Raw genomic sequence first — 14931 nt, forward strand, 5'->3', positions numbered from 1 at the left:
TAAAACAGCGTCTGCTTCCATATACTGGTAACAGGTGATCGTATGTTTACAACAATATTTGAAGTGCTTTCCAATGCGTTATGCTATGTGGGCTACATCCGCAGCAATTCCTTTCAGCAGCCGCTGGACAAGGAGGAGGAGGCGCGCTGTATCTCCTTGCTGAGCGAGCGCGATGAGGAAGCCAGAAACAAGCTGATTGAACACAATCTGCGTCTGGTTGCTCACATCGTAAAGAAATATGATATCAAAAAGGAACAAACGGAGGATCTGATCAGCATCGGTACCATCGGACTCATTAAGGCAGTGGATTCCTTTAAGCCGGAGAAGGGACATAAGCTGACAACCTATGCCTCCAAATGTATTGAAAATGAAATCCTGATGTATCTGCGCAGCAGTAAAAACTATTTTCAAAACGTTTCATTAAACGAACCGATTGCCACAGACAAGGATGGCAGTGAGATAACTCTGATTGATGCCATTTCCTCACCGGAGGATAGCAGCATTATCGATGATATGATCGTGGAGGATAACATCGCGCGTTTAAAACGTTATATCCATGTTCTGGATGCAAGAGAGCTTGAAATTATCACCAAGCGCTTTGGTCTGTACGGGCAGGAGGAGGAAACACAGCGGGAAATCGCCAGACAGCTGCATATCTCACGCTCCTATGTTTCCCGAATCGAAAAGCGTGCCTTTATGAAAATTTACCGGGAGTTTCAAAAGGAAGAAAAACGCAAGGAGCGTCTGCGTCAAAACAAGGAGAAGGAGTAGGTCAAAACAGCTTCTGATTCTTCGCTGTCTGAGGCTGCTGCAAGAACTGGCGGATGCACTGGATCATGTGCACGCATTGCAGCGAAACGGTATGCAGTATTAAAAAAATTGCAGGCAGGGACGCATAGTAGTCTGCTGTCGGATGTATACAAAAAGCAATGCTGTGCGCATTGCTTTTTTTCTTTTGAGAGGAACTTTGCTTTCTATTTACTCAGCAGATAGGCATACAGCAGCTTAGCCGTCTGCACAACGCTTTGGATATGACAGCGCTCCATGCCGTGGGATGCAAAGCAGCCCATACCGAATGCTGCAGCATACACATTGTTCCCTGCACGTATCGCCGCACTGGCATCGGTGCCATAATGATAAAACACATCCACACTGTAATCCAGCTTCTGATCCCCTGCAAGATGAATCAGCTTTGTTGTCAGTGCTCTATCATAGGGGGTGTAGTTATCCTTTGCACAGATACTCACCTTGGTTTCACTGCCGCAGTAATCCGGACCGATCAGGCCGATATCCAATGCGACATACTCACTGACCTCCTGTGGCAGATAGGCGCCGCCGTGTCCGATTTCCTCATACAGCGGGAAAGCGAACAACGTGGTATACTGCGGCTTTCTGCCGGTTTTCTGTAAATCCTCCAGCACTGCAAACACGGCTGCCACTGCCGCCTTGTCATCGATGAAACGGGATTTGATGAAGCCGCTTTTTGTAAATCGATAATCCGGATCGATGGAAATGATGTCTCCATGCTCAATCCCCAGTGCGCGCACCTCATCACTGCTGTGTACCAGCTCATCCAGAATGACCATCATATTGGATTCCTCGCGCACGGCGCTTCTCGCATCATCAAACACATGGGTGGAATGCGATGTGCAGGCAAGCAGACCGGTGATCGTGTTTCCATCCCGTGTATGCACCTGAACGCTGCAGCCTTCAATATTGTTGTAGTTGATGCCTCCCAGATTGCGTAAAGCCAGTGTTCCGTTATCGTTGATATGGCGAACCATCAGGCCGATGGTATCCAGGTGAGCACCGACACAAACCGTTTTTGTCGTATCCTCTCCCTCCACCCGGATATAAGCGGTGCGCTTGCGGTCATACGTAAGTGTATATCCATACTTCTTTGCAAGGCGTTCCATCAGCGGATGAATCTCCTCATAATAGCTGACCGGACTCGGTGTTTCAATCAGCATCCTTGTCAGTGCCTCTATCGTTGTTTCTTCTACATGATATTCCATGATATGCCTCCTTAAACGTTTTTATTGTATCAGGACAGCCTCCTTTTCACAATCATTTCCAATCGTTTTTAATGCATTTCTGCTGAGGAGGGAAATGATAAGGGAGGCAATGCAGGCAAATAGGATCAGAAGATCCACTCTTGTCGCAAAGGTCTCCAGCAGAATGCCGTACAGGGACTGACCGATCGGGTAGGAGCACATGACGACCATGGTGACCATGGATGCCACCTTTCCCAGCAGATGATTCGGTGTGGATTTCTGCAGGAAGGTCTGCGCGTAGATATTGAATAAGGCCGCAAACAGCATGATGCAGATGCTGGATACAAAGATGCAGGCATATGCGATATATACCGGGGTGTGCAGGAATAAAACCAGTGCCATCGGGAGCAGAAACAGACTGCCGCTCAAAAGAAAGCGCCATGCACCGGACATATCCACCCGCTTTAAAAAGAACGGAAGTGCAATGCTGCCGGCAATGGAGCCGATACCGGTTGCGGCTTCCAGCCAGCCATAGAAGGTTGGCGGAAGTTGCAGGGTGATATTGGAAATGACAGGCAGACCGACGGTGATAAAGCTGGAAAGAACCAGATTCAATCCCGCTAAGAGCAGTAACAGATGAAGGAGGGTCGGATTATCATGCCGCAGAAAGTGCAGGCTCTGGCGACAGTCACTGCGTATGATGGAGAGCATGGAGCCATCTGTTGCCACCCGCTGAAAGGGAATACGCATGATGCATTCCAGGATGGCGGATAGAAAGAAGGCAGTTCCGGAAATATTCAGTAACAGAGAAAACGGCAGGAAGGAAAACAGAAAGCCGCCCAAAATAGGTCCGAGCAGGGTTGCCAGTGCATTGATCTGTACAACAATGCCGTTTGCCTGCATCAGCTGATTCTCAGAAACAAGCAGCGGAATGCTTGCCTGTACGGAGGGCTGATAGAATGCCTGTATGATAGACAATGAGATCATGAGTATGGCAACCAGCACAATACTGAACCCCCTTGTGCTTACCATGGAAAAGCCGAAGATGAGGAAGGAGGTCAGAAAATCAAGATTGAGCATGATGCTTCTTCTGCTTACACGATCCGCCAGAATACCGCCGAAGGGGGATAGCAGAATGGTCGGAAGTATGGAAACCGCCAGTATGGTCGCAAATATGGATGCACTGCTGGTAACCTGCAATACATAGAGAGACAAGGAAAAACGCAGAATTGCGTTGCCGAACAGGGAAATGATCTGTCCGATGATCATGAGTATAAAATTACGATTGAAAGCTTTCATAAGGGAACATCCTTTCTTTATGATACCAAACGACGGTATGTATGTTGATTAAGAGAAACTACCCGTCAGGGTAGCTCATGCATGGATTGTGCAAGGATGCGGAAATAGCTTGTCAGCTCCTGCTCGAGAGGCTCATCGATGACCGGTATGCCCATGGAATCACACAGCGTGCGAAAGTAGGCGACCTTTGCCGGTATCGCATCCAGCTCCTTTAAAACGATGGGGGAACAGATCCAGTAATTCAATAGCAGCATCAGCACCTGTGCAGCACACAGCGGGTCCTGCTGGCGGATACTGCCATCCGCCATTCCTTCCTCCAGAATGCGTTCCACAATCTGGGAATTGACACTTAAATTCTCTGCCATGCCACTCATGAAAATTTTCGGATTCTTCCAAAGATTTATGGATATGGTGTCAATCTGCTTCTTTTCTTCATTTTGAATCTGTCGGTAAATGATGGCACGAAGCTTTTCGATACCGGTTTTATCACTGGCATTTCGCAGCAGCTCCATCTGGGTATCATTGTGATAGCAGCGTTCACTCAGTGCTTCGATAATTTCATCCTTGGATTTAAAGTGATGATAGATGGCGCCCTTGCTCATACCGAGGGCATTGACGATGTCCTGTATCGTTGTTTTCTCATAGCCCTTCTCATTGAAGAGCGCCAGAGAAACCTCCAGAATTTTCTCCACGGTTCTCTGCGGGTATTTATTGCGTGCCATAGCTCCTCCTTTATCATACATACGTTTGGTATGTATATATCCTATCATATCGGAAGTGACATGTAAAGCCTGCTTGTGAAAAATCAGTTTGAAGTGAGAGGGAAATATGATAAAATAGATATGATTTATGCGAAAGATAGGAGAAATGAGGATGTTGAAGCTGTTTACTCCCGATTATTATATCCATAGCTTTTCGGCTCTGCGCCCGGAGTATCTGTTGGAGCATGGTATTCGCCTGCTCGTCTGTGATATCGACAATACGCTGGTGCCGCATGATGTGGCACTACCTGATGAAAAGGCTGTACAGTTTATACGCGGCATGCAGGAGGCGGGAATCCGGGTCGTGTTTATCAGTAACAACGTGGAGGAACGCGTTGAAACCTTTGCGAAGGGACTGCAGGCGGACTGTTATCCGTTCGCTATGAAGCCGCTGCCGAAAACCTACCGGAGAATGCTGAAGGAGCAGGGCGTTGATAAGAAGGAGGTCGCTGTGGTTGGGGACCAGCTGATGACGGATATTCTGGGAGCCAATCTGATGGGGCTGCATACGGTTCTGACAGCACCTGTGGTGACCAGGGATTTGTCATTCACAAAGTTTAATCGTTTTTTTGAAAATATCGTATTTCGGCTGCTGCAAATAACAGGGCGGCTTCGTAAAGGAGAGTATGATGAGTAATAAGATATGTAAGGGCTGCGGTGTCGTATTGCAGAGCAGTGATGCCGCCGCAATCGGATATACACCGAAAATGGAGGCAGACTATTGTCAGCGCTGCTTCCGTATCCGGCATTATGATGATGTGGTCATCAGTATGAAGCAGGGCATTGACAGTGATGCTGTACTGCAGAAGATCAACGCCATGGATGCGCTTGTGGTCTGGGTGGTTGATCTGTTTGATTTTGAATCCAATCTGCTGCCGGGTATCAACCGTCATCTGCTGGGTAAGGATATCCTTATGGTGGCGACCAAGCGCGACCTGCTTCCTGCGACTCTGGGCAATGAGAAGCTTTCACAGTTTTTGCTGCGCCGTTTAAAGGAAGAGGGAATCCTTGTTCAGGGAATTGTGGTCTGCGGAGATCTGGCTGCACATGCCCGGCGTGAGGATAATGCATCCGTCGATGAGGTGTGTGCGGCGATTGCACATTACCGTAAGGAGCGTGATGTTGTTGTCATGGGCATGGCGAATGCCGGAAAGAGCACTCTGCTGAATGCCATCTGTGATGGAGTTGATCTGACAACCTCACGGCATCCGGGGACTACGCTGGATTTCAATTCCATTGCGATGGAGGGCTATCAGCTTTATGACACACCGGGACTGACCCGTATGGATTCCTTGCTGACGCATGTGGATGATGGTCTGCTGAAAACGGTGATTCCGTTAAAGCCCTTAAAGGCCAGAGGCTATCAGCTGAAGGGCAATCAGACACTGTCGCTGGGCGGTCTTGTCCGACTGGATCTGATCAGGTGTGAACAGGTCAGCTGTGTTGCCTATTTTTCGGAAAGGCTGCCGCTGCACCGCAGCAAGCAGGAAAAAGCGGATGTATTGTGGGCACAGCATTATGATGAAATCCTTTCTCCGGTGATTGGAGAAAGAGAGCATATGAAAAAATTTTCGTATGGACATGTGCAGGAACATAAGCTGGATGTCGTAATCCATGGCTTAGGCTGGTTCTGTATCCGTGGTGATGTGGCTTCCGTGGATGTCTATGTGGCACAGCAGGGCAATGTAACGTTTAGAAAGGCGATGATATAATGTTAACAGGAAAACAGAAAAGTGAGCTGCGCGGGATTGCGCAGACAAGAAAACCACTCTTCCAGATGGGGAAGGATGCAATCAGTGAAAATCTGATCAAGACGATATCGGATTCACTGGAGGCGCATGAGCTGGTCAAGGTATCGCTTTTAAAGACCTGTGCGATAACGGCAAATGAGGCTGCCGTCACCATCAGCGCTGCAACACACAGCGAGGTGGTGCAGGTGATCGGGCGTACCTTTACGCTGTATCGGCGAAGCAAGAAAAATAAGCTGGGGTTATAGTATATGCGGATCGCGGTACTGGGCGGAGCCTTTGATCCGATACATAACGGACATCTGCAGATTGCAAAGCAGGCACTGAAGCAGCTGCGCGTGGATGAGGTGTGGTTTATGCCGAGTGCAGCAACACCGTTAAAGCAAACGCAGGCTGCCTCCTTTTCGGATCGTGCGGCTATGGTATCTCTTGCTATCAGACCATACCGGCATATGAAGCTGTGCACGCTGGAGCATGAGCTGGAGGGTGTCTCCTATACCATACGTACGGTGAAGGAGCTGAAAAAGCGCTATCCAAAGCATTCCTTCTGCTGGCTGATCGGGGATGATCAGGCGAGGCAGTTCGACCGATGGAAGGACAGCGAGGAGCTGAAGCACCAGCTGCCCTTTTATGTGTTTTCAAGAGAGTGGAATGCGGAGCAGCTGCCTGTTGGTCTTCGGCGGGTCGTCATGCCGCTGATTCCGGTATCCAGCAGCGAGATTCGAAAGGGGCATAAGCTGTATCAGGTACCTGAAGCTGTCCGTGCATTTATGGGAGCACATGCGCTGTATCTGGAAAGCATGGTGAAGGAGCGGATGAATGAACACCGCTATCTTCACAGCCAATCGGTCGCACAGCTGTGTGTCGAACTCGCGCAGGCGCATGGTCTGGATACCAGAGCTGCCTATATTATGGGAATAGCACACGATGTATGCAAGCAGCTTCCGTATGAGAAAGCGAAGGCTTGGATGCGTGCACATATGCCGGACCACCTGGAGGAAGCAGCCGCGATATGGCATGGCTATATCGGAGCAGATTATGTGAATAAGGTTTTTCATATTCGTGACCGGCGTATTCTGCAGGCGATATATCATCATGTGAAGGGAAGAAACCGAACGGATTATGACCGCATTCTGTTTATCGCAGATAAGCTGGATCCCTCACGCGGCTATGATTCCGGTAAAGAAATCGAAATCAGCAGGAAAAGCCTGAAGGAGGGCTACCGTGTTGTGAAGCAGCAGCAGGAGGCTTATCTGAAAAAAGAAGGCACATTGAAATAAGGTAAGGAGCTACTATATGGATGAATTATTGAGTATTGTACAAAAGGCAGTTGATGAAAAGAAGGGGGAACGCCCACTGCTGTATGATTTTCGCGAGCTGAATCCCTTTATCGATCACGTTGTGATCTGCAGTGCGCCGAGTGTACGGCAGACACATGCGATTGCCGATAATATCAAGGAGCGTGTTCGTGAATACGGATACGAAATTCGTGCGATGGAAGGGAACAGTGAATCCCGCTGGGTGCTGGTTGATTTAAACAGTATCGTCGTTCATGTATTCATGAATGAGGAGCGTGACCATTTCCAGCTGGAGAAGCTGTATGCCGATCTGCCGCATGAGGATTTTTCATTATGATGTATGAGCTGCTGGCGCATGTCTACGATGCGCTGGTTAAGGATGATGAGGCGACAGCCTGCTGGGTGGAGCTTGTCAAGGCGCATATCCGGGGAACAGAGCTGCTGGAGCTGGCCTGCGGGAGCGGGGAAATTACCATCGCTCTTGCGCAGGAGGGCTACCACGTTGATGCGAGTGATCTTTCCGCTGCCATGATTGAGGAAGCAAAGAAGAAGCGCGGCAGTGAGCGGGTGTCATGGAGCGTTATGGATATGTGTGATTTGCATACGGATAAAAGCTATGACGGTATCCTTTGTCTGTGCGACAGCTTCAATTATCTGTTAAAGGACGAGCAGGTGCGTGCGTTGTTTCAGGGCGCCTATCAGCATCTGTGCGAGAACGGTGTTTTTCTTGTGGATATGCACTCCATGGATCGTTTGGAGGAATTTGCAGAGGAATACAATGAAGCGGGGCAAGTTAAGGAGCTGGAATACCAGTGGACCATTGCCAGTGAGGATGACCGGATTTATCAGAATTTCGCTTTTTATGATAGTGAAGGACGTGTGACACTGGAACAGCATGAGCAAAGAGTTTATGAGCCTGCCTGGATTCTTGCGGAATTAAAAAACGCCGGCTTTCAGGTGGAGGTCTATACGGATTTCACACAGGTGGGAATCTGTGAGGGAGAAAAGCAGTTTTATATCTGCACGAAAGCAGGAGGTATACAATGATTGCAGTGATTGCAGCAATGGATAAGGAAGTGGATGCCATCGTATCCATTATGGAAAGTCATGAGCATTTGATTCAAAGTGGTATCGACTTTGACAAGGGAACACTGGAAGGCAAAGAGCTGCTGGTGATGAAAAGCGGTGTCGGTAAAGGAAATGCAGGTATGGCAACGACGATTCTGCTGGAGCATTTTTCGATTGATTGTATCGTCAATATCGGGACAGCCGGAGGTCTGCTGCCACAGCAGAGCATTCTGGATGCCGTTATCAGCACACAGGTCGTTCAGCATGATTATGATACGAGTCCTGTGGATGGAGCTGAGGGAATCGGTCTGTATTTTGAAGCGGATCAGGACCTTGGAGATATATGCGAGCAGGCCTTAAAGCAGCTGGAGGTAGTGGTGCATCGCGGCTTGGTGGCAAGTGGAGATCAGTTCATTGCACAGGAAACGCAGCTGCAACGGCTGAATGAGCTGTTTCCGGATGCGGTTTGTGCGGAGATGGAAGCCGGTGCGATTGCACAGGTATGCGCTCACTACCATATTCCCTTTGTTGTTCTGCGCTCACTTTCCGATGTTGCACATCAAAAGGATTCTCACATGGATTTCATGACCTATGTTAAGCATGCCTCCTTGCGCAGTGCAAGCTTCTGCAGAGAGCTGATGAAACGCATGGCATAAGACGGAAAGCCCGTCTTTTTTCTTACAATTCTTTCTGTCGCATGGGCAGGGATAGCGAATTCTGGTATAATGATAAGGTCGGCGGGAAAAGCAGCTGTTTTGGGAAACGGAGAGGGTTTTTCAAGACAAATCCTCTAAAACTGTGTATAATAAAAGACAGAAGTGAAAAGGAGGTACGAAATGAAAATCAATGGAAAATCGCTGGCGATAAGTATCGGACTGCTTGCTGTACTGGCTATTGTACTGCTTGTGGAATCCTCGATTTTTATCAGCGGGCCATCCCGTAAATATGAAGAAAAAATTGATGAACAAATGAGTGCCATCCGGGATACGTATAAGGAAATAAAAAATCTGCGGCGTGATGCATTCTATTACATTACCTATGTGGGGGAGGATGCGGACAATTACGTCTGGTTTAATGATAAAGGGAAGGCAATCGTATCCAGAAAAAAGGATACGGAGCAGACGGATAAGGTAAAGCAGGAAGTGCAGAAGCGCTATGGCGCAAAGGAAATACAGGTTGCACTTGGGTATGGATATGATAATCCGGTGTATGTTGTGGATTGCTCGGCCGGAGAGATTCTGCTGGATTATGACAGTCTGAAGGAAGTCTATTATCTGAAAAAGGGAGAAGCATAATATGGAAAAGTGGTGGAATGAGCGTTGTATCAACCGCAGGGACTGGATTTTGGATCATTTGAAGGAGCTGAGTCTTACCATTGAGGAAATCATGGTGGTTTTGATGATTGATTTTATGAATGAGTATCAGATACCGATCACACATGGGATTCTGGCAGATAAGCTGAAAAAGGATTCCGATGAAATTGATGATATCCTTTCTCATTTAAGTGCCAAGGGCTATCTGGCGCTGCAGTTTCAAAACGGAAAAATCCTGTTTAATATTGATGGTGTTTTTGCGGATAACAGTGAAAAGAGTCTGGCGTTTGATCAGTCCTTATTCGATCTGTTTGAATCGGAGTTTGGCAGACCGCTGTCACAGATGGAGCTGCAGCGCATGGCTGACTGGCTGAAGGACTATGAGCAGAAGCTGATCTGTTATGCGCTGCGCGAAGCGCTGACCTACGATCATAAAAGCTTTGATTACATAGAGCGTATTCTGGTGGAATGGAAAAACCGCGGTATGACAGCTGAGAAATACGAAGGGGGAGAGCGCTGATGACAACGGATGAAATTCTGGATATACTGGAAGAGATGTTTCCGGATGCCCATTGTGAGCTGGAGCACAGAAATGCATTTGAATTGCTGGTGGCTGTTGTATTGTCTGCACAGACGACAGATGCGGCGGTCAATAAAGTGACGCCTGCCCTGTTTGAAGCCTTTGGAACACCGCAGGCGATGGCGGAGGCGGATATACGCGACATTGAGGATAAGATACGAAGAATCGGCCTGTACCGCAACAAGGCGCGCTCCATTCAGAACCTCAGCAGATCACTGCTGGAATCCTTTGACGGTGTTGTTCCGGAAAGCATGAAGGAGCTGACCTCTCTGGCAGGAGTTGGCCGTAAGACTGCCAATGTCGTTCGCAGTGTCTGCTTTGATATTCCCAGCATTGCAGTGGATACGCATGTAGAACGCATTTCCAAGCGACTGGGGCTTGCTAAGGTGCAGGATAGTGTAGAAGTCGTAGAACAGAAATTAAAGCGCAAGCTGAAGCGGGAACGCTGGAACCGCGCTCATCATCTCTTTATCTTCTTCGGGCGATATTTCTGTACAGCACGAAATCCGAAATGTGAGGAATGTCCGTTTAAGGAGTTTTGTAAAAAGGATAAGCTGGAAGCATATCGGAATTCCAAAAAGGCATAAAACGATCCATTGCGGGTCGTTTTTTTTGAATCAGATGAAACCTTGGTACTCCATAATAACATATAGAATATGAAACATGGCAAGCTGCCGGTATTTATTGCTAGGCTGATACTGAGCGCAGATGTGCGGAGCATTGTGTATCCCAGACAATGCATAATCTGCGTGTAAGGTGCAGCTGTTTGAAAGAGAGAAGAAAAAGGATGGTTCTAAGAATCATCCTTTTCTACTATTATCTGCATTTATTGCGCAGGCTTTAAGACCTCTGTCAGGGCAGCGTTTACCTTAGCTGTCTGTTCATCAATCTGTGCCTGTGTGGCATTTGCATCGCCGTATACTGTTTTTGCAGTATTCAATATACTGTCAAATTGAAGTACACTTTCTACCGTATAGGAGTTACGGTTGATGGCGTTTCCTTTATTGATTGCTTCATTTAATGCATCACGGCTGATCACCGGCTTCTGTACCAGCGTGTTGATGGCATTGTTCACGGCAGAGGTTTGTGCATCAATTTGTGCCTGTGTGGATTTTTTATTGTCATAGACTGATTTTGCGCTGTTTACGGCAGCGTTTAATGCATGGATGCTCTCTGGTGTATACAGAGAGGTATTGATGCCTGCCGCCTTGGTAAGGGCAGCATTCAGACTGCTCTTATTTGCGCTGGATACCAGACCGTTCAAGGCTGCCTGCAAATCTGCCTTCGCCTTATCAATATCCTCCTGTGGAGCCATATCATCCTTTAGAATTTTTTCCGCAGCTGCAATTGCCGCCTGCAGCTTGCTGTAGGTTTCCGCCGTATAATCAGAGGATTTCATACCCTTGGCAGAGCTTACTGCAGATTTCAATGCCTTATTGTTTGTTTTGGAATTAGCGATTGTTAATGGATTGTTCTGCTTGGCAGTTGCCAGCCATTCGGACTTGATCATACCGCCGCCATAGCTGCTGATGCCGCCCGGACTGGATATCATATGCTCATTTCCGGTTGCGATGCTGTCCAGCATATATTTGTTGATCCAGCCCGGAATATTGGCATTCAGTATTTCTTCGCTGATATATGTAGGTTTGCCCTCAATACCGCTGTCAAAGCCGCTCCACGTAGCGATGGTGTATTCGCTTGTGTAATTGATCATCCATTCATCCTTCATAGGGCCGCCATACTTCCAGGCATCATCCGCCCAGTCACTCGTTCCAGTCTTTCCATATACCGGATAGGCACCAAAGCCTAAACGGCTCATTAAATTCCAACCACTGTCTTTCCCGAAAATTGCACGGTAAAGCAGATCGCTGGTCATGTAGGCAGCCTGCGGAGATAGCGGCTGATGTGTTTGAACCTTTGCCTTGATGGTTTTATCTTCGTTTTTGTATACGATTTTCCGTACCATATGTGCCTCATTGTAGGTGCCGCCATTTGCTAGTGTCGCATAAGCCGCAGCCATTTCGGTAGGGGAGGCCATCATACCGGAAGCCCCTATGGAATACTGAATATCCATGTTCTTTGCGACATCCGGATCAAAGCCCATTTTCTTGGCATAGCTGATCATTTCATCATAGCCAACGCGATTTAACAGGGCATCAAAGGTATTGACCGCTGGGGTGTTCAAAGACTGTGCAATCGCACGCTCCATGGATACCTTGCCATTGTATGTACCGTTTGCATTGATAACATTCCAGTTACCGAAGCTGATTGCCTTGTCTACAAATACACGGGAGGTACAGTAACCAATTTTATCAAAGGATGGAGCGTAATCAAAGATCGGTTTGATACTGGAACCCGGCTGATGCGGCTCACGGAAACGGAAATGCACCTGACCGTCTGCGGATTTGATGTCGGTTCTGCCTGCACTCACAGCGATAACTTCACCGTTTTTGTTATTCAGAACAGTAAAGCCGATTTGATAATACTTGTTATCGGTTAAGCCGACGACCTTTCCGCTGGATGCCTTGTTTGCGGCCTTTTGTGCATTGATGTCCAGTGCTGTGTATACCTTCATTGGCGTTGTAGCCGGATCAACCCCGTATTTATCGATGATTTCATCCGCCGCTGCACGCACATAGTCCTTATAAGGGTCCAGTTCAGCAGCATCCGGCTCTCCGGCAACCTGAAACGCCAGCTTTGTTGCTTTTGCCAGCTTGTATTCTGTCTCTGTTATGTAGCCGTGATTCAGCATTTGATACAGTGTTTCATCCCGCCGCTTCATTGCCTGCTGATAGTAATTGTCACCATCGATGATGCCGTTGTAGGGATTGTTGCTGTTTGGCGCATTGATAACGCCGGCGAGGAAAGCACTTTCCGACAGGTTCAGATCCTCTACGTTTTTGCCAAAGTAATATTGTGCACCTTTTTGGATTCCACGGGTATGCTGACCGAAGTTGATCTGATTCAGGTATCTTGTCATGATGTCTTCCTTGCTCAATTCGTCATCCAGACACATGCTCAGATAAATTTCCTGAATTTTGCGTTCGATTTTTTCCTTGGTGCTGAAATATTTTCCTTCCTTCTGCATCTTGTCTTCCACAGGCTTCATGATGAAATTGTCGACCGTCTGCATGGTCAGCGTAGAGCCTCCCTGTGAAAGGTCACCGGATTTCATATTGTTGAATGCGCTGGAGATAAAACGGGGAAGGTCAAATCCGTTATGAGAATAAAAACGGGAATCCTCGATAGCCAGAAAAGCATCAATTGTTGATTGCGGAACCTGTTCATAGGTGATGTTTTCGCGGCTTTCTTCTCCCAGCTCTCCGATGATTGTCTTACCGTCACTTGCATAGAAAACAGACGGCTCGTCACTTTTCATCTTTTCTACCATTCCATCAGGATCAGCCTTATGTGCGATGTGGTAAAGCAGATAAGCACCTGTCCCGCTGCCAAGTAAGGCGATTGTCAGAAAAGCAATGATAATGCCGTTGACGATTTTACGCCCTCTGCTCAGCTTTCCTTTATTTTTCTCAGGCTTCTTTTTACGATTGGCAGAGTCTGCTTCCTCAGCTTCCGCACTGACAAGCGTTTCCTCATTCAGTATGTCTGTGTTGACAACTTCTGCCGAAACAGGCTCCTGCACAGCTTGCTCTGATAAAGTCTCATCCTCAGAAGAGGCGTCTTCTTCCAGGCTTGCTTCTGGAGTGTCCTCTGCAGGGATAGCTTCCTCATTCAGTATGTCCGTGTTGACGGCTTCTGCTGAAACAGGCTCCTGCACAGCTTGCTCTGATAAAGGTTCATCTTCAGAAGCGACGTCTTCTTCCAGGCTTGCTTCTGGAGTGCCTTCTGCAGGGGTAGCCTCCTCAGAAACGGTTGTATCTGCAGAAGCATTCTCTGCGGTGTTGAAATCAGACGGCATTCCTTCTGCACCAGCTTCTGTCTTTGCAGCTGCTGCATCGGATACTTCTGTTGTGGCTGACGTTTTTTCTTCATCAGTATCATTTTCCGTCGCTTCAGCTTTCGTATCAGCGTTGACTGGGGCTTTTTCTGTATCCTGTGCAGGTTCAGTCTCCAATGCTGTCTCAACCGGTACTGCTTCCTTTTCCTTTGAAGCTGACCTATCTGCTTCCGTGGAGCCTTCCGCTTTCACAGAAGCCTGTGAATCCATGTCATCTGTTGTTTCTAAGGTGTCCTTTGCTTCTGGTTGCTGCGGTGATGCATTCACATCAACCGTTTCCTCGTTTGGATTTTGTTCCATATGATTTTTCCTCCTTGAAGTACAGGGCATCGACGTTATCAAGATAACATAATCTCGGTGTCAGACCCATACGGATAAGGGAACCTACTTCCTTCACTTTCATGTAAGATATCGATTTGCGTTCTCCCTCATAGTACATGTCAATCAGTATTGCGGCATCGATCAGATAGGTTTCTTCGAAGCAGGTGAAACGGATAATGAAAAATCCGATTCCTCCATGCTGTATCACCTTTTTTAAATGCTCAATCTGATGTGGATGAATGCTTTTGAAGGGGAACGAGGTCTTCTGCCTTGTTTCCTTTGCTTCAAAATCGATAGCTCTTCCACGATAGATACCGTTGTAATCTGTTGTACTTGGTGTTTTATAATAGGCTTCCGTAATTTTGGCGGCACTGCGCTCAGGGTAATCAACCTTGACAACCTGTATTGGTGTCGGCTTCTTATGTATCAATGCACGATCGCAGCTGCAGTAATATGCATTGGAATCATTCAAATCATTCTCCAACGACATCCCTCTTCCCATGTGGTTATCCTGGGCTTTAACGGCTGGTGTCGGCATCACTTTTCTATTTGGATATCCTATCACATTTATCACCTTTTTCTATTATATAC

Annotated in this window: 16 protein-coding genes; 11 read left to right on the forward strand and 5 right to left on the reverse strand. The window is 47.6% G+C overall.

Annotated elements, in window-relative coordinates; genetic code table 11:
• The first annotated feature begins 42 nt into the window (after positions 1 to 42).
• Complete coding sequence (sigK, locus tag ACESPQ_RS14185) at positions 43 to 771, forward strand: RNA polymerase sporulation sigma factor SigK (RefSeq protein ID WP_002608865.1); 729 nt, start codon at positions 43 to 45, stop codon at positions 769 to 771.
• A gap of 203 nt (positions 772 to 974) precedes the next feature.
• Here sigK and ACESPQ_RS14190 read toward each other — a convergent pair whose 3' ends face one another.
• The 3 genes from ACESPQ_RS14190 to ACESPQ_RS14200 form a co-directional block, all read right to left on the reverse strand.
• Positions 975 to 2015: a M20/M25/M40 family metallo-hydrolase gene (locus ACESPQ_RS14190; protein WP_002608866.1), complete on the reverse strand. Its 1041-nt coding sequence runs from the start codon at positions 2013 to 2015 to the stop codon at positions 975 to 977.
• A gap of 21 nt (positions 2016 to 2036) precedes the next feature.
• Positions 2037 to 3293, reverse strand: coding sequence for an MFS transporter (locus ACESPQ_RS14195; RefSeq protein ID WP_118002367.1), 1257 nt, complete (start codon positions 3291 to 3293; stop codon positions 2037 to 2039).
• A 65-nt stretch (positions 3294 to 3358) separates the two neighbouring features.
• A complete protein-coding gene (locus ACESPQ_RS14200) occupies positions 3359 to 4015 on the reverse strand; it encodes a TetR/AcrR family transcriptional regulator (protein ID WP_002608868.1) in 657 nt (218 codons plus the stop codon).
• A 151-nt stretch (positions 4016 to 4166) separates the two neighbouring features.
• Between ACESPQ_RS14200 and ACESPQ_RS14205 the strand changes: the two genes are divergently transcribed.
• The 10 genes from ACESPQ_RS14205 to nth all read left to right on the forward strand — a co-directional run bounded on the left by ACESPQ_RS14205 (position 4167) and on the right by nth (position 10648).
• Positions 4167 to 4691, forward strand: coding sequence for a YqeG family HAD IIIA-type phosphatase (locus tag ACESPQ_RS14205; RefSeq protein ID WP_002608869.1), 525 nt, complete (start codon positions 4167 to 4169; stop codon positions 4689 to 4691).
• Positions 4684 to 5766 carry a GTPase gene (locus ACESPQ_RS14210; protein ID WP_002608870.1) on the forward strand — a complete coding sequence of 361 codons (1083 nt, stop codon included), beginning with the start codon at positions 4684 to 4686 and terminating at the stop codon, positions 5764 to 5766. The genes ACESPQ_RS14205 and ACESPQ_RS14210 overlap by 8 nt, the downstream gene beginning before the upstream one ends.
• Positions 5766 to 6050, forward strand: a complete 285-nt coding sequence (yhbY, locus tag ACESPQ_RS14215) for a ribosome assembly RNA-binding protein YhbY (RefSeq protein WP_002608871.1) — start codon at positions 5766 to 5768, stop codon at positions 6048 to 6050. Before ACESPQ_RS14210 ends, yhbY begins: the two co-directional genes overlap by 1 nt.
• 3 nt (positions 6051 to 6053) lie before the next feature.
• Entirely contained in the window at positions 6054 to 7082 is a 1029-nt protein-coding gene (nadD, locus tag ACESPQ_RS14220; RefSeq protein ID WP_373144508.1) for a nicotinate (nicotinamide) nucleotide adenylyltransferase, read from the forward strand.
• 16 nt (positions 7083 to 7098) lie between these two features.
• Entirely contained in the window at positions 7099 to 7437 is a 339-nt protein-coding gene (gene rsfS, locus ACESPQ_RS14225; protein WP_109770184.1) for a ribosome silencing factor, read from the forward strand.
• Positions 7434 to 8147, forward strand: coding sequence for a class I SAM-dependent DNA methyltransferase (locus tag ACESPQ_RS14230; protein WP_373144509.1), 714 nt, complete (start codon positions 7434 to 7436; stop codon positions 8145 to 8147). The genes rsfS and ACESPQ_RS14230 overlap by 4 nt, the downstream gene beginning before the upstream one ends.
• Complete coding sequence (locus ACESPQ_RS14235; RefSeq protein ID WP_109770180.1) at positions 8144 to 8824, forward strand: 5'-methylthioadenosine/adenosylhomocysteine nucleosidase; 681 nt, start codon at positions 8144 to 8146, stop codon at positions 8822 to 8824. Before ACESPQ_RS14230 ends, ACESPQ_RS14235 begins: the two co-directional genes overlap by 4 nt.
• 180 nt (positions 8825 to 9004) lie before the next feature.
• Positions 9005 to 9463, forward strand: coding sequence for a hypothetical protein (locus ACESPQ_RS14240; RefSeq protein WP_109770178.1), 459 nt, complete (start codon positions 9005 to 9007; stop codon positions 9461 to 9463).
• A 1-nt stretch (position 9464) separates the two neighbouring features.
• On the forward strand, positions 9465 to 10001 hold the full coding sequence (locus ACESPQ_RS14245) for a DnaD domain-containing protein (protein ID WP_002608877.1): 537 nt from the start codon (positions 9465 to 9467) through the stop codon (positions 9999 to 10001).
• A complete protein-coding gene (gene nth, locus ACESPQ_RS14250) occupies positions 10001 to 10648 on the forward strand; it encodes an endonuclease III (RefSeq protein WP_002608878.1) in 648 nt (215 codons plus the stop codon). The genes ACESPQ_RS14245 and nth overlap by 1 nt, the downstream gene beginning before the upstream one ends.
• A gap of 239 nt (positions 10649 to 10887) precedes the next feature.
• Here the strand turns inward: nth and ACESPQ_RS14255 are convergent, their stop codons facing one another.
• Both ACESPQ_RS14255 and recU read right to left on the reverse strand, forming a co-directional pair.
• Positions 10888 to 14319: a transglycosylase domain-containing protein gene (locus ACESPQ_RS14255; RefSeq protein ID WP_118002363.1), complete on the reverse strand. Its 3432-nt coding sequence runs from the start codon at positions 14317 to 14319 to the stop codon at positions 10888 to 10890.
• Positions 14288 to 14878 (reverse strand): Holliday junction resolvase RecU, encoded by a 591-nt coding sequence (gene recU / locus ACESPQ_RS14260; protein WP_074748109.1) that lies wholly within the window; start codon positions 14876 to 14878, stop codon positions 14288 to 14290. The genes ACESPQ_RS14255 and recU overlap by 32 nt, the downstream gene beginning before the upstream one ends.
• Between the last annotated feature and the right edge of the window lie 53 nt (positions 14879 to 14931).

It is taken from the genome of Clostridium sp. HGF2, from assembly GCF_964240115.1.
In the GTDB taxonomy this organism is placed as follows: Bacteria; Bacillota_I; Bacilli_A; order Erysipelotrichales; family Erysipelotrichaceae; genus Clostridium_AQ; species Clostridium_AQ innocuum.